General features: G+C 62.3%; 11 protein-coding genes and 1 riboswitch. Of the genes, 3 read left to right on the top strand and 8 right to left on the bottom strand.

Annotation, left to right across the window (positions count from 1 at the left end):
- Window positions 1-6: 6 nt before the first annotated feature.
- Window positions 7-1,011, bottom strand: coding sequence for a low-specificity L-threonine aldolase (gene ltaE / locus AB4P94_RS13530; RefSeq protein ID WP_395610938.1), 1,005 nt, complete (start codon window positions 1,009-1,011; stop codon window positions 7-9).
- 192 nt (window positions 1,012-1,203) lie between these two features.
- Window positions 1,204-1,373: riboswitch (FMN riboswitch) on the top strand.
- A gap of 114 nt (window positions 1,374-1,487) precedes the next feature.
- On the opposite strand from ltaE, the gene AB4P94_RS13525 reads away from it, so the two are divergent.
- Together AB4P94_RS13525 and AB4P94_RS13520 are read left to right on the top strand one after the other, a co-directional pair.
- On the top strand, window positions 1,488-1,994 hold the full coding sequence (locus AB4P94_RS13525; protein WP_395610937.1) for a 6,7-dimethyl-8-ribityllumazine synthase: 507 nt from the start codon (window positions 1,488-1,490) through the stop codon (window positions 1,992-1,994).
- Between the two features lie 147 nt (window positions 1,995-2,141).
- Entirely contained in the window at window positions 2,142-3,614 is a 1,473-nt protein-coding gene (locus AB4P94_RS13520; RefSeq protein ID WP_395610936.1) for a M91 family zinc metallopeptidase, read from the top strand.
- On the opposite strand, the gene astE is transcribed toward AB4P94_RS13520, so the two are convergent.
- From astE to AB4P94_RS13485, 7 genes are all read right to left on the bottom strand, one after another.
- A complete protein-coding gene (astE, locus tag AB4P94_RS13515) occupies window positions 3,611-4,615 on the bottom strand; it encodes a succinylglutamate desuccinylase (RefSeq protein WP_395610935.1) in 1,005 nt (334 codons plus the stop codon). The two genes, AB4P94_RS13520 and astE, sit on opposite strands and share 4 nt — an antisense overlap.
- Before the next feature lie 11 nt (window positions 4,616-4,626).
- Window positions 4,627-4,917: a topoisomerase II gene (locus tag AB4P94_RS13510; RefSeq protein WP_395610934.1), complete on the bottom strand. Its 291-nt coding sequence runs from the start codon at window positions 4,915-4,917 to the stop codon at window positions 4,627-4,629.
- 25 nt (window positions 4,918-4,942) lie between these two features.
- Window positions 4,943-6,289 (bottom strand): N-succinylarginine dihydrolase, encoded by a 1,347-nt coding sequence (gene astB, locus AB4P94_RS13505; protein WP_395610933.1) that lies wholly within the window; start codon window positions 6,287-6,289, stop codon window positions 4,943-4,945.
- Window positions 6,290-6,462: 173 nt separating this feature from the next.
- Window positions 6,463-7,929, bottom strand: a complete 1,467-nt coding sequence (astD, locus tag AB4P94_RS13500; RefSeq protein ID WP_395610932.1) for a succinylglutamate-semialdehyde dehydrogenase — start codon at window positions 7,927-7,929, stop codon at window positions 6,463-6,465.
- Window positions 7,929-8,954: an arginine N-succinyltransferase gene (astA, locus tag AB4P94_RS13495; RefSeq protein WP_078738706.1), complete on the bottom strand. Its 1,026-nt coding sequence runs from the start codon at window positions 8,952-8,954 to the stop codon at window positions 7,929-7,931. Before astA ends, astD begins: the two co-directional genes overlap by 1 nt.
- A 53-nt stretch (window positions 8,955-9,007) precedes the next feature.
- Entirely contained in the window at window positions 9,008-10,027 is a 1,020-nt protein-coding gene (gene aruF, locus AB4P94_RS13490; RefSeq protein ID WP_395610931.1) for an arginine/ornithine succinyltransferase subunit alpha, read from the bottom strand.
- Window positions 10,028-10,276: 249 nt separating this feature from the next.
- A complete protein-coding gene (locus tag AB4P94_RS13485) occupies window positions 10,277-11,497 on the bottom strand; it encodes an aspartate aminotransferase family protein (protein ID WP_395610930.1) in 1,221 nt (406 codons plus the stop codon).
- Between the two features lie 245 nt (window positions 11,498-11,742).
- Between AB4P94_RS13485 and AB4P94_RS13480 the strand changes: the two genes are divergently transcribed.
- Window positions 11,743-17,619 (top strand): dermonecrotic toxin domain-containing protein, encoded by a 5,877-nt coding sequence (locus AB4P94_RS13480; RefSeq protein ID WP_395610929.1) that lies wholly within the window; start codon window positions 11,743-11,745, stop codon window positions 17,617-17,619.

Here is a 17,619-nt window from a genome sequence, read left to right as displayed (position 1 = left end):
GCACTGTCATTTTCGGGAAAACTCGACAAATGTCTCAACCACGCGCTCGATCTGCGCCCGGCTGACGTCCAGGTGGGTGACCATGCGCAGGCGTGGCGCGGCGCTCAACTTGATCCCGCGCTCGGCGGCAAACGCCTTCAAGGCCTGCGCACAGTCACCGACCTGCACGTAGACCATGTTGGTCTGTACCGGCTCGACCTCGTAGCCCGCCTCTCGCAATTGCTCCCCCAGCCACTGGGCGTTGGCATGGTCATCGGCCAGGCGCTGCACCTGGTGATCCAGCGCGTACAGCCCTGCCGCCGCCAGCGAACCGGCCTGGCGCATGCCACCGCCCACCATCTTGCGCAGGCGCCGGGCCTTGGCAATCAACGCCGTGGAGCCACACAACACCGAGCCGATCGGCGCGCCGAGGCCCTTGGACAAGCACACCGACACCGAGTCGAAATGCCGGGCGATCTCGCGCACATCCACCCCCAGCTTGACCGCCGCGTTGTAGATGCGCGCACCGTCCAGATGCAGGGCCAAGCCATGCTCACGGGTAAACGCCCGCGCTTTGGCCAGGTAATCCAGCGGCAGCACTTTACCTTGCATGGTGTTTTCCAGCGCCAGCAGGCGGGTGCGGGCGAAATGGAAATCGTCAGGTTTGATGGCTGCCAGCACCTGGTCCAGATCCAGCGAGCCGTCCGCTTGCACGTCCAGCGGCTGTGGCTGGATCGAACCCAGCACCGCCGCCCCGCCGCCTTCGTATTTGTAGGTGTGAGCCTGCTGGCCGACGATGTATTCCTCGCCGCGCTCACAGTGGGCCATCAACGCCAGCAGGTTGCTCATGGTGCCGGTGGGCACGAACAACGCCGCCGCGAACCCCAGGCGCTTGGCGAGCTCGGCCTCCAGGTGGTTGACGCTGGGGTCTTCGCCATACACGTCATCGCCACTGACGGCGCTGGCCATCGCGTCGAGCATGCCGGGGGTGGGTTGGGTCACGGTGTCGCTGCGCAGGTCGATCACAGACATGAAACAAGCCTCTAGAGGGTTAAGTAAGTTCCTTTTATGAGTGATTACTGCGGGCAACGCCACGGAATATCAACCCCCCTTGCACCTTCAATCGAATACCAACCAAACAAACCGATATAGCTTATCGATACGACGGTCGTGCAGTTTTGGAAAAACCGTGTTAAAAACTCTCCGCCGCCAGGGTTCTGGCGGCAACGTTCTCAGGGCGGGGTGCAATTCCCCACCGGCGGTAATTGCACGCAATGTGCATAGCCCGCGAGCGCTTGGCGCCTCGAACTGCTCACGCAGGACGGCGGCAAGGTCAGCAGACCCGGTGTGATCCCGGGGCCGACGGTCATAGTCCGGATGAAGAGAGAACGGGATTGGCACCCAAGGGCCGAGCGCCGCGTTCATGTTTACATGACGTCGCCGTCCGCACCCTTGAAATCCCATTCGATTCATAACGCCCTGTTTTTTTCTTAAACAGGAGTCAGAACATGCAACCCACCGCAATCGACAGCAAAAGCAAAAACCATCACGGCGAGCGCGTCGCGTTTATCCAGGCCTGCTGGCACAAGGATATTGTCGACCAATCGCGCAAAGGCTTCCTCGCCGAAATGATCGCCCAGGGCTACCAGGAATCGGACATCGATTTCTTCGAAGTCGGCGGCGCCTTTGAAATGCCCCTGCACGCCAAGCTGCTGGCCAAGACCGGCCGTTACGCCGGTATCGTCGCTGCCGCGCTGGTGGTGGACGGTGGTATCTACCGTCACGAGTTCGTGGCCCAATCGGTGGTCAGCGGCCTGATGCAGGTGCAGCTGGAAACTGAAGTGCCGGTGTTCTCGGTGTCCCTGACCCCACACCACTTCCATGCAGGCAGCGAGCACACCACATTCTTCTACGAGCACTTCGTGCACAAGGGCCAGGAAGCCGCACGCACCTGCGCCGACACCCTGCACAAGGTTCGCGCAATCCGTCGCAGCGAGCAGAAACTGGCGGTCTGAACCTCCCTCAGCCCGTGATAAAAAAATGCCCCGGCAAGCCACTTGCCGGGGCATTTTTTTGACACCTGCATATCTACCGCTTCAAGCACGCACTCCCGAGGTTTAGTAAGGCCTGCCTCCCTTACCCTAAACACAAGGAACTGCGCCATGCCCCCACACCAAAATGCCGAAGGCGTTTACGTCATCGATGCACGCACGCTCACCCCCAACCCCAGGCGCGAGCCCACTAACGAACGCCCCGGTGGCCCGGGTTTTACCGAAATCCACAACATTCTTGAAAATGAAAACGTGCGCATCGAGCGCAAATTGTTCAGGGATGAGGAGGTCGATCAACTGTGCCTCATCACATTCGATACACCTGACACCGTCAATATCTTTGCCGCTCCCCCAATCGACACTCAACTGACGCTGACGGTGCAGATCAACCAGTCTCGCTACGAAATCACCCTCAACTGGCGCACACAAACACTGGTGCTGGACACCCAGGGCGGCAACGACCGGATTCATATCGAAGACAACGTGATAGTGCCCGTCTTTGTTTACAGCGGCGAAGGCGACGACCGCGTGGTCAGCGCCGCTAAAACAGCCAGTTTGTGTACCGGACCCGGCGCTGACTTTATCGCCGTCGTCAGCGGTAATTGCCACGTTGAGGCGGGCGAAGGCGACGATGAGGTGCATGGTTTCCAGGACACCCACATGACCGTCTATGGCGGCCCAGGCAAAGACGATCTCAGTGGCGGTGGCGGCTCGTGTTTTATCGACGGTGGTGAGGACGATGACCATATCGTCGGTGGGCGCGGGCCGAACATCCTCAGCGGCGGCCCCGGAAATGACCGGATCAAGGCAGGACCCGCCCATAACGTCATTTACACCGGCGATGGGCTTAACGATGTCACGCAGCTCAAGGCCGACGACGTCACCTACTGCAATTTCAAAAGCAGCCTCACCGTCAATTGCGCCTTGATGATGCACCCGGACGTCCCTGATCTGCCTCCCGGGCAGTTGGCCTCCCATGCGGTTCACCTCGAACCCAACGCCCTCAGCCAGACCGGCCTCGTGGTGCAAGGCAGCGTGCAATTCGTCAAACGGGTCAACGACGATTTGAACCTGCTGCTCAGCTCACCCACCGGTCAACGGTTGCTGACACAACTGGAACGCGCAGCCATCGACAGCGGGCAACCCATCACAATTCACGAGTTCTACCCAAAGCTCAACGGTCAGTTTGTGCCGGCACCGGGCACCGAGAATTGGCCGTTTATCGATAACGACCAGCCTGGCCGCGCCTCTTACGGCGGGAAAATCTGGTACAACACCACCGACATAATTCCCGGAACGCCCAGCATCATTAACCTGTTCCATGAGCTGTGCCACGCATGGAATCACGTCAGCGGCACGCTCTTGCGTGGCGAGAGCCCAGACGGCATTGACGGCAACAAACCGCGTTACCCGGTGAATAACCCCGAACTGCAAGCCGTAGGCCTGCCAACGGCAGCACCACCGTTCGACTTCGATCGCGACCCGAGCACCCCGCGCACCAACACCAACCCGCAGGAATTCAGCGAAAACGGGCTGCGTAAGGAGCTCGGGTTACCGCCGCGCAAACAGTACCTGAATCATTAAGCCAGGCCTTGCTCGGTGGTCGGCACGATGAGGATCCCGGCGCGCAGACCATTTTTCACTTTCGGGTTGGGGAAGATAATGCGTGCGCCCTCCTCCTCGATCACCCAGCGGGTCTTGGCAACGTCTTCGGCCAGCAAATACCCCCTGGCCAGCGGCGAGAAGTTTTCCACGTCCGCCGGCAGGTGCAGCAGGAACGCATCACTGTGCTTGATGACTTCGCGCGACACGGCGAACAGTTGCAAGCCGTCAAGGCTGTCCGTCTCAGGCTCGGTACCTTCGATGATCTGCTTCAGGCGGGTTTCCAGGCGGGACACGTCCACACCCTGGTTCTGCCCAAATGGCCGCGCCTTGCCCAATTCCAGGGTGAACGCCTCGGCGTCGAGTTGCTCGTAGGTAAACGCGGTGAAGGTGATCGAGGTCTTGTTCTGCAGCAGCACCGCTTCCATGCCGGCGGCGCGCAAGCGGGCCAGTTCGTGGCGAGAATGCTGGCGCCCGTCCTTCCATGGGTACAGGGCAAATTGCTCGATCTTCGAGCCGCGAATGGCCGTGTGCAGGTCGTAATGCAGGCGCGAACGGCCAGGCAGGCTGAAGAAACTGCGGGCCAGTTGCTCAAGCTCGGCGGCGCGCATGGCTTCGGGGCCAATGTTTTTTTCATGACGGCCGTTGAACAGCCGGTTGACGTCCAGTTCGAGATAACGCTCGCCGCGGCGCATGGCCTCGGGGTTGCCGAACAGGAACAGAATACGGGTGCGGGGTTTGATCTCCCCACGGGCGATACCATGCAACAGGCGGTCGAGCAGTTCGATAGGCGCCGTTTCGTTGCCATGGATGCCGGACGACAGCAACAGGTCGCTGCCGTTGTCGCGGGCCTGCGGCGGGCGCACTTCGAGTGCGCCCTCGCTGAGCCAGCGCATCTGCACGCCGTCGACAGTCAGTTGAATTTTTTGCGCCGGTTCGCGACCGGCGAGGGTCAGTTCAAGCAGTTTGCCGAGGGCGAGCATAAGGGGCTTCCTTAGTGGTTGCAGCCTGGGCCGTGGACGTGATCGTCGTCATCACCGTCAACGTCGGCCGGTTCCATTTCCAGTTGCAGGCTCATCAAGTTGGTGGCCAATGGGCGCATCAGCAGGTTGGCGTATTCGGCGTCGCCTTCTTCCACATCCACACCGATCAGCAATTGGCCGCGGCCGTCGTGCTGGATCCAGATTTCCTTGCCCTGCCAGACCACGGCGACGCGGGTGCAGGAGGTTTCCAGCTGGGTGCCGTCGATGTCTTCAAGAATCAGTTTCAGGGTGTCGGTGGTCATAACAATAGTTCTCAGCCGTATGGCGTTAATTGATCTGGAAAGGATAAACCGAGCCCAGTTTAAGGATTTGCGTCAGTTCATCCAGTGCCGTCCGGCACTCAAGCAGCAATTGCGGGTCAGCCAGGTCGCTTTCACGCAGGCTGTCGCGGTAGTGCTTGCCTACCCACTGGGTCAGCGTTTCGTACAACGGCGCGGTCATGATAACGCCTGGGTTCACCGCCGCCAGTTCCGTTTCATTCAAGGCCACGCGCAAACGCAGGCACGCCGGACCGCCGCCGTTCTGCATGCTTTGCTTGAGGTCGAACACCTTCACTTCGCGGATCAGCCCACCGGAGGCCGTCAGGCTTTGCAGGTATTGCCAGACACGCTCGTTGGCGCGGCATTCTTCCGGCACGATCAGCAGCATCGAACCGTCAGGGCGGCTCAGCAACTGGCTGTTGAACAAGTAGGAGCGCACGGCGTCTTCGACGCTGACCTGGGCGCGAGGCACGCACACCGACTGGAAGTTGCCGCCCAGCTTGCCGAGTTTGCCTTGCAGTTCGGCGAGCATCTGCTCGGTATTGAGGAACGCATCCTCGTGATAGAACAGCACTTCGCCGTTGCCGACCGCGATCACATCGTTATGGAACACGCCCGCATCGATCACCGCCGGGTTCTGCTGGCCGTAGACCACGCCGTCATCTTTCAAGCCGTGCAGCCGTGCGACGGCCTGGGACGCCTCAAGGGTCTGGCGCGCCGGGTACTTTTGCGGCGCCGGGTAACGGGTGTCGAACGCGCTGCGGCCGAACACGAAGAACTCCACGCCCGCTTCACCGTACTCACGGCAGAAACGCGTGTGGTTGGCTGCGCCTTCGTCGCCGAACTGCGCCACGGCCGGCAAGGCCGCGTGGTGGGCAAAGTACTTCTGATCAGCAAACATCGCCCCGAGCACGCGGCTGGTGGTCGGATGTTCGATGCTGCGGTGGTATTTGCAGTTGAGGTTGGCGGCGGTGAAATGCACGCGGCCATCGGCTGTGTCGGCGCTCGGGCTGACGGTGGCGGCGTTGGCCACCCACATGCTCGACGCCGAACAGCTCGCCACCAGCAACGGCATCGCCTGCTTGGCGGCCTGCTGGATCACCTGCGCATCAGTGCCGCTGAACCCCAGGTTGCGCAAGGCCGCCACATCAGGACGTTCCTGGGGCGCCAGCACACCTTGTACAAAACCCATGTCCATCAGGGCTTTCATTTTTTGCAGGCCCTGCAACGCCGCTTCCTTCGGGTTCGAAGACTGCTGGCTGTTGCTCTGGGACGCGACGTTGCCGTAGGACAAACCGCCGTAGTTATGGGTCGGCCCCACTAGACCGTCAAAATTGACTTCACAGGATTTCATCGGCGAGGCTCCACGAACATCTGTTTTTATAGGCATTAACTGCAGATCTATAGCTGTAAACCCGATCACTGTGGGAGCTGGCTTGCCTGCGATGCAGGCGACTCGGTCTTCCAGTCAGACCGAGGTGATGCTATCGCAGGCAAGCCAGCTCCCACATCAGATCGGGGCCATCTTCACTTGAGTGTTACACCGGGGGTCAGCGTTGCCGGGACCACCAGGCTTGGAGTCTCCAGCGAGGCCACCGGGTACGCACAATAATCCGCCGCGTAATACGCACTGGCGCGGTGGTTGCCCGACGCCCCTACCCCACCAAACGGAGCGGTACTGGCCGCGCCGGTCAGTTGTTTGTTCCAGTTGACGATCCCCGCGCGGCTTTCCAGCCAGAACTGCTGGTAACGCGCTTCGGAGTCCGACAGCAAGCCAGCGGCCAAACCGTACTGAGTGTTGTTGGCCTCGGCAATCGCCGCTTCAAAATCAGCGTAGCGGATCACCTGCAACAACGGGCCAAACAGTTCTTCATCTTCGCGCTCGGTCACCCCGGTCACGTCAATGATGCCCGGGGTCAGCAACGCCGCCTGGTCCTGTGGCTGAGTCATTTCCAGCAGGGCCACGGCGCCATTGGCCAGCATCAGTTCCTGAGCGTCCATCAAGGCCTTGGCCGCAGCGAGGGAAATCACCGACCCCATGAACGGCGCGGGTTGCTGATCAAATGCCCCCACTTCGATGGTCGAGCTGACCGCCACCAGGCGCGCCAGCAACGCATCACCCCACGCGCCTTCCGGCACCAGCAGGCGACGGGCACAGGTACAGCGTTGGCCGGCGGAGATAAACGCCGATTGAATGATTGTGTAGACCGCCGCGTCCACGTCGGCGACTTCGTCCACCACCAGCGGGTTGTTGCCGCCCATTTCCAGCGCGAGGATCTTGTCCGGGCGCCCGGAGAATTGCTGGTGCAGGTGATTGCCGGTGCGGCTGGAGCCGGTGAAGAACAACCCGTCGATACCCGGGTTGGCCGCCAGGGCAATACCGGTTTCCCGCGCGCCTTGCAGCAGGTTCAGCACGCCCGCCGGCAAACCGGCTTCGATCCAGCATTGCACCGTCAGCTCGGCGACTTTCGGGGTCAGCTCGCTCGGCTTGAACAACACGGTGTTACCCGCCAGCAGCGCCGGAACGATATGCCCGTTCGGCAAGTGGCCCGGGAAGTTGTAAGGGCCAAACACCGCCACCACGCCGTGGGGCTTGTGGCGCAATACGGCGGTGGCGTCGCCCAACGGGCCGCTCTTCTCGCCGGTGCGCTCGCGGTAGCTCTGTACCGAGATGGCAATCTTGTTGGCCATGCTGGTGACTTCAGTTGCCGATTCCCACAGCGGCTTGCCGGTTTCTTCACCGATGCAGCGGGCGATTTCATCGGCGCGGCTTTTCAGCGTGGCCGCGAAGGTTTCCAGCACGCCGATGCGCTCTTCCAGCGAACGCTTGGCCCAGGCGGGAAACGCTTGGCGCGCAGCCTGCACGGCGGACTCGACCTGTTCGGCGCTCGCGCCATTACCGGCCCACAGCACCTGCTGGGTCACCGGGTTGCGCGATTCAAACAGTTCACCCTGGCCAGCCAGCCAGCTACCTGCGATATACAGCGAATTCATTACTTGGACTCCCGGGCAGCAGACAACGGAACAGCACGCACTTGATCACCCACCACCAGTTGCAGACGTTTGGCGGTCTGTGGGTCGACCACCAGCGTGCCTGCCGCCAGACGGGCCGGTGCGGCGGTAATGCGGCACTCTTCGCGCTTGCGGTTGTGGATCAGGAACGGCGTGGCGTCGTCCCCCGGCGTACCGATGGCCAACACCAGCGACTGGCTGTCGCGCACCGCACGGATCTTGGAGGTTTCACACTCCACCGCAGGTCCCGCGTCGAAGATATCGACATAGCCCTGGTAGCTGAACCCTTCGCTCTTGAGCATGCTCAGCGCCGGCTCGGTGTCCGGGTGGACCTTGCCGATCACATTGCGCGCGTCCTCGGACAGGAAGCAGCTGTACAGCGGAAACTTCGGCATCAGCTCGGCGATAAACGCCTTGTTGCCCACGCCGGTGAGGTAATCAGCCTGGCTGAATTCCATTTTAAAGAAGTGCCGGCCCAGGCTTTCCCAGAACGGCGAACGCCCGGCATCGTTGGACACACCGCGCATCTCGGCAATGATCTTGTTGCCGAACAGTTGCGGGAACTCGGCGATAAACAGCATGCGCGCCTTGGCCAGCATGCGGCCGTTGAGGCCGGTGCGGTAATCGGCGTGCAGGAACAACGAGCACAGCTCGGAATTGCCGGTGAGGTCGTTGGCCAGAAACAGCGTCGGAATCTCGCGGTAGATATTCAGTTCCTGGGAGGCACTGACCGTCAGGCCGACCCGGAAGTTGTACCAGGGCTCGCGCAGGCCGACGGCGCCGGCAATGGCGGAAATGCCCACCACGCGACCTTCGTCGTTTTCCAGCACGAACAGGTAGTCGGCATCACCGCGCCCGGCATCGCCGCGAAAGGTTTTCTCGGCCCAGCCCACGCGGTGGGTCAGGCGCTCTTCATTGGCCGGCAAGGTGGTGAGGCCGGTACCGGTGCTGCGCGCCAGATCAATCAGGGCTGGTAAATCGCTGCTGCGTACGGGACGAACGATCATGCTATCTCCTCAGACGGGCCGCTGTTTGGCAGCCACCCGCAAAACCCAATTCTTTAAACCGCGACCAGGCGCACACTCGCGCCCTCGCCAACGCCAAGCGCTTCGGCGGCTGCCAGGTCCAGCGTCACCGGTTTGCCCGGCGCATAGTCCAGTTCCAGCATCACCGCGCGGTAATCCTGCAACTGAGCGTTGCTCACCAGGTACTGGCGCCCAGCCCCCTTGACCATCTCGCCGATCTTCACCGGCACCACGCGGCTCTGGGCGATCGAGCGGATGCCCGAGACCCGTGCATGCAGCGTCGGGCCACCGTCGAAGATGTCGATGTAGTGGTCGGTCTCAAAGCCTTCGCGCATCAGGATGTCGAAGGTGATCTGCGCACGCGGGTGCACTTGGCCCATGGCTTCCTGGGCTTCGTCCGGCAGCAGCGGTACGTAGATCGGGTAATGCGGCATCAGCTCGGCGAGGAAGGTGCGGCTTTTCAGCCCGCACAGGCGCTCGGCGGCGGCGTAATTGAGGTCGAAGAAGTTGCGGCCGATGGCGTCCCAGAACGGCGAGTCACCGTTCTCGTCGCTGTAGCCGACGATCTCGGTCACCACCGAGTCGGCAAAGCGTTCGGGGTGGCTGGCGACGAACAGCAGGCGGCCACGGGAATTGAGTTCCGACCACGGCGAACCGACCAGTTCGGGCTTTACGTAGAAACTGGTGAGCAGGCTGTTGCCGGTGAGGTCGTGGCACTGGGAAAGCACGTGAATCTTGTTGTGAATCTTCAGCTCACGCGAGGCGTGCACGAAGGTCTCGTTACGGAAGCTGTAGAACGGCTCCGAGTAACCGGCCGAAGCGACGATGGCCGAGCAGCCGGCGAGCTTGCCGGTCTCGGTGTCTTCGAGCACGAAGAAATAGCTTTCTTCACCGTTGAAACTGACCTCGGCCGCGAAGGACGCTTCGCTGGCGGCGATCTTGTCGCTCAGGCGTTCCACGTCGTCCGGCAAGGAGGTGACACCAATCGGGCTGTCCGCAGCCAGACGCTGTACCTCGCCCAGGTCAGCCATTTGCGCGGGGCGCATCACCAGCATGGTGTCACTCCTTAACTCGAAAAACTCACAGAGGGAAAAATGCCGGACAGACTCTGATTCGGAGCGGGTTTGTGTGGCGAGGGAGCTTGCTCCCGCTGGGCTGCGCAGCGGCCCCAAAAAAAGCTTGGGAGCGCTTCGCACTCCAGCGGGAGCAAGCTCCCTCGCCACACAAGCGGCTCCCACATTTGATCCAGTCCGGCGTTTAGAATTTGTGTTCGACGCCCGATCGCTCGGACGCCGAGCGGTCCATCAGCCTTGCGTCAGCGCCTTCACAGCCCGCTCAAAACGGTCCAGACCTTCCTGGATGTCCGCCTCTTCCACCACCAGGCTCGGTGCGAAACGCACCACGTCCGGGCCGGCTTGCAGGATCATCAGGTTTTCTTTCTCGGCCGCGTTGAACACGTCCTTGGCTTTGCCTTTGAAGGCATCGCTAAGCACGCAACCGATCAGCAGGCCCATGCCGCGCACTTCGGTGAAGATGCCGTATTGCTTGCCGATCTGTTCCAGGCGCGCCTTGAACAGGTCGTGTTTGGCGTTCACACCGGCCAGTACTTCAGGGGTGTTGATCACGTCAATCACCGCCTCGGCCACCGCGCACGCCAGCGGGTTGCCGCCGTAAGTGGTGCCGTGGGTGCCGACCACCAGGTGCTTGGCCAGGTCTTCACGGGTGAGCATGGCCGCAATCGGGAAACCACCGCCCAGGCTCTTGGCGCTGGTGAGAATGTCCGGCACCACGCCGTAATGTTGATACGCGAACAGGTGGCCGCTGCGGCCCATGCCGGTCTGCACTTCGTCAAACACCAGCAATGCGTTGTTCGCGTCGCACAGTTCGCGGGCGCCTTGCAGGTAAGCCAGCTCGGCCGGCAACACGCCGCCTTCGCCCTGGATCGGTTCCAGCACCACGGCGCAGGTCTTGTCCGAAACGGCCGCTTTCAGCGCGTCCAGGTCGTTGTAAGGCACGTGGGTGATGCCGGTGATTTTCGGCCCGAAACCATCGGAGTACTTGGACTGGCCACCGACGTTGACGGTGAACAGGGTACGGCCGTGGAAGCTGTTCAGCGCGGCGATGATTTCGTATTTCTCGGTGCCGAAACGGTCGAACGCGACGCGACGGGCCAGCTTGAAGGCGGCCTCGTTGGCTTCGGCGCCGGAGTTGCAGAAAAACACGCGCTCGGCAAAGGTGGCGTCGATCAGCTTGTGCGCCAGGCGCAGGGCCGGCTCATTGGTGAAGACGTTGGAGACATGCCACAGTTTGTTGGCCTGTTCGGTCAATGCACCGACCAGCGCCGGGTGGGCGTGGCCCAATACGTTGACCGCGATGCCGCCGGCAAAGTCGATCAGCTCGCGGCCCGCCTGGTCCCACACGCGCGAACCTTCGCCACGCACAGGGATGAATGCGGCCGGGGCGTAGTTAGGCACCATGACCTGGTCGAAATCGGCACGTTGCACCGGGGCTTGCTCAACGGACATCGGAGTCTCCTGAAGAGGAACGCCTGCCTGGAACTGGCGGGCGATGCAGGGATTGTAAGGACAGTTTTCAGCGCGGCCTTGCCGCCAAGCGACAACTTCTTATAGCGCCAACCCGCGATTTTGGCGGGTTTACGCCAATGCGACAAATAGCATCGCAATGGCGCAGTTTAAACTAACTATCTAGAGCCGGCGGCGCGAAACGCGCTGATCTACTGATGTGCTTTCCTGCCTATCAGAGATTCCGCATGAGTACGCCCTCCGCCCCCCACGACGCCGGCCAGCCGGACAGCCATTACGACCTTCTGACAAACGCCATTCCGCCGTGGCTCGGCCAGGCTTCAAGCGCCCGGCAACAGGCCCTGGCCCAGACCACACCGCAACCGCACCCCACACAGGCCGAGTTCAAGCGCCTGAGCGACGTGCACGGGCGCGCGCAAACTGCTGTGGATGACGCGCTCAAACAGGTGCAGGGCCCACGGGTGTTCGCTCGCACACTGCTGGAGGAAGCCCTGAAGACCCGCTATGGCCTGGTGCTTGACAGCGAAACCGTCTACCTGCGCCTCTATATCCCCCAGCATGTGCCGTGGTTTTCGATTCCCACTGGCGCCGCGCGCACCTGGACCGTGTCGCTGCTGGACGCCGCCCTGCACAACTTCGAGCACGGCGAAACCCTCGCGGGCGCTTTTGAGGCCGACTCGACCTTCATCACCCAACCAGACGCCAACGGCCAGTTCGACACCCTGCCCGACCTTCGCCAAACCCTCGGCATTGCCACGTTCACCGGTCTGTGCCGTGAGCTGGATATCGGCGCGCAGTACCAGACGTACCTAAGCACGCAACTGGGCCAGAGCGAACCGGTCAGCGCGGCCGTGCTGCAAACCAAGGTCGATGCCAGCCAGAAAGCCGCCCTGCGCGCAGCCTTGCAGCTGGCCCGCCAGCGCGGGGATATCCAGGAAGACTTCGCGCGTGAGGTCGAAGGCCTGCTGCAAGGCCGCAGCAACCTGGCCTTGCGCGGCCACACGCTACAAATGATGGATGCGCCGCTGACAGGCATCCTGCTGCTGGCCCCCAACCTTGAAACTACCCGCTCGGTGCAACGCCTGGTCGCCTACGTGCCGGACGACCCGCAACACCCACTCAAGGAATATGCGTCAGCATTGGCATTCAAACAGGCACTCACCCGGCAGCTGCGCGAACCGGACTACCAGACGTTTTTCAGCCGTTTCGTGGCCCACGAACACCGCGGGCTGTTTTTCGCCAACTTGAGCCAGCGCCTGGCGCGGATCAAATGGCACCCGCCTGAATACGGCAGCGGCTTGGCAGCATGGCGCAAAGAGCCGACTGACGACCCCAAGCTGCAATTTGTCGCCACGCCCATTCAGGGCGATGTATGGCACGCGCTCTACCAGCAAAAACTCAACAAGATACTCAACGACGCCCGCACCCAGGCGGTGTCCACGGCCACGGTCGACCGGAACGCACGCTGGGCGCTGTGGGACTCGTTTGTGAACGTGGCCTCCTCAATCCTCAACACCGCACTGCTGATCGTTGCGCCGTTTATTCCCGGGTTGGGGGAGTTAATGCTGGGTTACATGGCCTGGCAATTGCTCGATGAAGTGTTCGAAGGCATTGTCGACTGGGCTGAGGGTTTGCCCCAGGAAGCGTTCGGCCACTTGATGAGCGTGCTGCAGTCACTGGTCCAACTGGGTGCGTTTGGCGCAGGCAGTACGATTGGCGCCGCCGAATTGCGCAAGGTGCTGCCCGCAGACGTGCTGGCATTTATCGACCGGTTCAAACCCGTCACCCTCGCCAATGGCGCCAAGCGTTACTGGAAACCCGACCTCACCGCCTATCGACAAGACATCACCGTGCCTGCCCGGCTAGGGACCGATGCGCAAGGCCTGAATTCGGTGCGTGGCGAATCGATACTGCCCCTGGAAAACCACCTTTACGCGGTGCAAAAAACCGCCGATGACCGCTATGTGATCAAGCACCCGACCCGGTCTGATGCCTATACCCCGCGCCTGCAACACAACGGCGCCGGCGCCTGGCACTCCGAGCTGGATTCGCCATTGCGCTGGGACCAGCCAACCCTGTTACGCCGCCTCGGCCAGGGTGTCAGCCAGCTGAGCGAGGCCGACCGGCAGTTGGCACTGGACCTCAGCGGCACGCCTGAAAACGCGTTGCGCAAGATGCACGTACGCGGCGACCCCGTGCCCCCACTGCTGGACGACACCTTCGACCGCCTGCGCATCGACCGCGACCTGAACACCCTGATCGAACGCCTGGACAGCGACGACCCCGCGCAACACGCACACATCGACCCGCAGGACTTGCTCCACGTGCTCACCGCCTACGGCGGCTGGCCCGCAACCCGTGCCCTGCGCATGCTGGATGCGGCGGGCAACACGGTGTGGACGTTCGGCGACATGAACCAGCCCGTGGTGCAAGTGCACGAGGCGCAACTGGCCAATGGTGAGTTGCTCAAGACCGTGCTGCAAACCCTGAGCCCTGAGGAAATCCGCGCCCAGTTCGGCGAACGCGCCGCCGACCCGCAACTGAGCCTGGACAACCGCGTAAAGCAGTTGCGCAAAAAACTGGCGCGGCTGGCCGAGGCCCATCGCACCGAGCTGTTCGACACGCACTACGCCCAACTGCAACCGTCGCCGGACGGGCACACTCAACAAATGATGCAAACTGCTCCCGGCCTGCCCGCCAAGGTCATCACCCGCTTGCTGGACCAGGCCAGCGCCGCCGAGCTGGAAGAACTGGACGCCCAGCGCACACCACCGCGCCTGGCTCATTTGGCCGAAGACGCCCTGGCCGAAGTGCGGCTCAATCGTGCCTACGATGGCCTGCACGTGGCGAGCGCACCGAATATCGACAGCGAGCGCCTGGCCTTGAACACACTGAAACTGCTACCGGGCTGGTCTGGCCTGGTACGCCTGCAAGCCACGCACCTTGACCCGGCAGCCCCGGGCTGGCTGCAAGTTGGCCCACAGGAAGCACCGATCCGGCGTACGCTGGTGCGCACCGCCGCCGGCCGTTATGTGCCCCATGACGACCAGGGCCCGCTGTTCGGCGAAACCGATTTGTACACCGCCATTCTCAATGCGTTGCCCGATGCCCAGCGCGACGCCCTGGGTATCGGTATCGGCCAAGGCTCCCTGCTCAAACAACGCTTGCGCCACAACCCGCTCAAACGCGACGAACTGCGCCAGGTTCTGGGAGGCGACGCCCTGCGCCCACCGCCCCGGGAAACCCTGCGCCACCTGGGCAGTGACAGCGGCTATCCGGCCTTGACGGCACGGGCTGCGCAGCTACCGAGCCTGGAAGAGCGGGCTGCCGCATTGTTCCCGCAGATCAATCAGCAGCAGATCGCCGATTTGCTCAACCACCTGCACAACCAGCCCGGCGGCACCGCCAACAACCTCGCGGCGCTGGCCGAGGAATACCGCCAACTGGACCGCGACCTGACCACCTGGGAGCAGCAGCCCCTCGACAACCACCCCGACACCGGGCAGCCCCTTTCGTCGAATGACGCACGCAATGAACGGCGCAACCGGAAAAAGACCGCCAAGGAATTGCGCCGCTGCTGGCGCCGCGAAACCGAGGTGGACCATTACTTCGATGACCCCGCGGTAGATGGCCACACCCTGCGCCTGGAATACCCCACCCTCGCCAGCTTGCCGGCACTGACGGCGAACTTCGAGCATGTGTCGCTGCTGACCCTGAGCGGCTATCCGCAAACCCTGGGCGCCGATGCATTCCTGGGCCGGTTTCAACGGCTGCGGCATCTGACCATCCAAGGCTTCAACCTGGGCACCCCACCGGAGGCAATTTTCAATCTGCCACGCTTGAACACCCTGAGCCTGAGCAACTGCAACCTGCGGCTGACACCCGCCACCCAGTCGCGTATCAGTGGGCTGCAACGCCTGCAATCGCTGACGCTGCATAACAACCCACTGGGGCTCGCGCCAAGTGTCGAGGCCATGCCCCACCTGATCCACCTCGACCTGTCCCACACCGCTATCGAGCAATTCCCGCAAGGCCTGCTGAATCATCCCGAACTGCAAGTGGCCCTGCTCAACGACAACCGGATCCGCGAGCTGCCCGCCGCGCTGTTCACCTCTGCACCGGAGGTGGGCGACAAATACGACCTGGGTGGCAACCCACTGTCACGCACCGCCATGGAAGAGGCCAAAACCTACTTCCATCACCATGGCACCTACTTTGAAATCGACGCGCCTGCGAGTGACTTGCGCGATGCGCACAGGCTGTACCCGAGCATGAACCGCAAGGAACTCAGCCGATTGATCTACGGCCTGCCGGGTACGCTTGAAGCCGGCCAGGTCGAACTCGCCCGCCTGGCGGCGGAACTGCAAACCCTGCAAACCCAACTCGCACAATGGGAGCAGGCACCCGGGCTCGCACCGGAGGAATTCGCCAGGCGAATCGCGCTGCGCCGGCTGCTGGAAAGCAGTTGGCGGCACGAGCTGACCGAGGGTAGCCGCCAACCCCACTCCTTGATCATCACGCGCTACATGGCCGGCGAGCTGCCGACCCTCGACGCAGCGTTTCGGCATATTTCCTGGCTGATGATCGAAGACAACGACGCCCCAATCAACATCGACAGTTTTCTGGGCAGCTTCCCCAATGTGCAGGTACTGAACCTCAACCGGGCGACGCTGAACGACATTCCCCACGCCGTTTTCACGCTGCGCAAGCTGTGGTTCCTGGAACTCGAAAACTGCGCCATTACCCTGTCGGCCGACAGCCGGGCGAGCCTGGAGCGCATGCCTCAACTCAAGCACCTGAGCCTGGTCGGCAACCCCGTGGGCGAGCTGCCGGACTTCAGCCGCATGCCGAACCTGGTCACGCTGCTGCTACAACGCACCGGGCTGACCGAAGTGCCGACAAGCCTGTTGACGCAGACCCCGCGCCAGATCATCAAACTCAGCCATAACGCCATCGAGCAGGTGCCTGCCGAGCTGCTCGCTCTGCCGGCCAACCTCGCCCAGGCGTTTGACCTGGCCGCCAACCCGCTGGCACGGCCGGCGCTGGAGCAAGTCAAACGCCACTGCCAGCGTACGGGCGAGTTTTTCAATATTCAGGTGCCCATCGCCCAGCGTGAACGGGCCAGGCGCCTGTACCCGAACGTGAAAGACAGAGAAAAGGACAACGAAAAAGAACTGAACCGCATCGTATTCGGGCTGCCCGGCAGCCTGGATGACATTGATACCGCCCTCGGCACCCTTGAGGCCGACTACCAGCAGTTGGTCGCCGACCTGCAACGCTGGGTCAATGACGCACCTGCGCAGCACCCGCTGCTGGGCGGAGCCCTGGATGACATCACGCGCATCCAGGAAGAAGCCAACCGCAACCGCATCAAGGACCAACTGCAAAGGGCCTGGCGCCGTGAGATCCCGGAAGACGGGGAAAGCCTCGACGATCGCACGTCCTACGCGCTGGTGCTGGACACCCCCATTATCGGCGCCTTGCCAGACCTGCGGGCGAGCTTCGAGCACGTCACCTCGTTTGAGCTCAAGGGCACTTTTACCCTGACGGGCATGGACGGCACGCTCAGCCGCTTCACCGCGCTGCAAACCCTGATCGTGAGCCACTGCACACTGAATAAACTGCCCTCGGCGCTCTTCAGCATGCCCGGGCTCGCCACCCTTGACCTGTCTGACTGCGCCATCCGCCTGTCGCCCGCCGAGGCCCGCGCCATCAGTGACCTGCACACGCTGGAATACCTGGACCTGAGCAATAACCCGCTGGGCCATGCGCCTGACGTCAGCCAACTGCAACAGTTGAACTCCCTGCACTTGCCCAACACGCAGATCAGCGAAATGCCCGCCGGTGTGTTCCTGCTGCCCGAACTCCACAACCTGGACCTGAGCGGCAACCAGATTCGCGAGGTTCCGGCGGCACTGTTGGAAGGCCAGCAAACGTTCGACGACGACTCCGACTTCAGGGGCAACCCCTGGTCACTGGCCAGCCTCAGGCGGCTGCGGGCGTACTACCTGCGCACCGGGATCGACTTTCAGATTGTTGAAATCACCCTGGAGGGCAACGGTGACGTCCTGGTTCCACAACCTGAGGAACCCATGGAGGAATAA

The organism is Pseudomonas sp. B22129 (assembly GCF_044218875.1).
Lineage (GTDB): Bacteria > Pseudomonadota > Gammaproteobacteria > Pseudomonadales > Pseudomonadaceae > Aquipseudomonas.
The sequence above is the reverse complement of the archived record's forward strand: the minus strand, read 5'-3'. Positions and strand labels throughout refer to the sequence as shown.

What these genes read in the sequence shown, in the direction of transcription:
- AB4P94_RS13480 (WP_395610929.1), top strand. Translation starts at nt 11,743, where the DNA reads ATGAGTACGCCCTCCGCCCCCCACGACGCCGGCCAGCCGGACAGCCAT.
- AB4P94_RS13485 (WP_395610930.1), bottom strand. Translation starts at nt 11,497, where the DNA reads ATGTCCGTTGAGCAAGCCCCGGTGCAACGTGCCGATTTCGACCAGGTC.
- aruF (WP_395610931.1), bottom strand. Translation starts at nt 10,027, where the DNA reads ATGCTGGTGATGCGCCCCGCGCAAATGGCTGACCTGGGCGAGGTACAG.
- AB4P94_RS13510 (WP_395610934.1), bottom strand. Translation starts at nt 4,917, where the DNA reads ATGACCACCGACACCCTGAAACTGATTCTTGAAGACATCGACGGCACC.
- astB (WP_395610933.1), bottom strand. Translation starts at nt 6,289, where the DNA reads ATGAAATCCTGTGAAGTCAATTTTGACGGTCTAGTGGGGCCGACCCAT.
- AB4P94_RS13525 (WP_395610937.1), top strand. Translation starts at nt 1,488, where the DNA reads ATGCAACCCACCGCAATCGACAGCAAAAGCAAAAACCATCACGGCGAG.
- ltaE (WP_395610938.1), bottom strand. Translation starts at nt 1,011, where the DNA reads ATGTCTGTGATCGACCTGCGCAGCGACACCGTGACCCAACCCACCCCC.
- astE (WP_395610935.1), bottom strand. Translation starts at nt 4,615, where the DNA reads ATGCTCGCCCTCGGCAAACTGCTTGAACTGACCCTCGCCGGTCGCGAA.
- AB4P94_RS13520 (WP_395610936.1), top strand. Translation starts at nt 2,142, where the DNA reads ATGCCCCCACACCAAAATGCCGAAGGCGTTTACGTCATCGATGCACGC.
- astA (WP_078738706.1), bottom strand. Translation starts at nt 8,954, where the DNA reads ATGATCGTTCGTCCCGTACGCAGCAGCGATTTACCAGCCCTGATTGAT.
- astD (WP_395610932.1), bottom strand. Translation starts at nt 7,929, where the DNA reads ATGAATTCGCTGTATATCGCAGGTAGCTGGCTGGCTGGCCAGGGTGAA.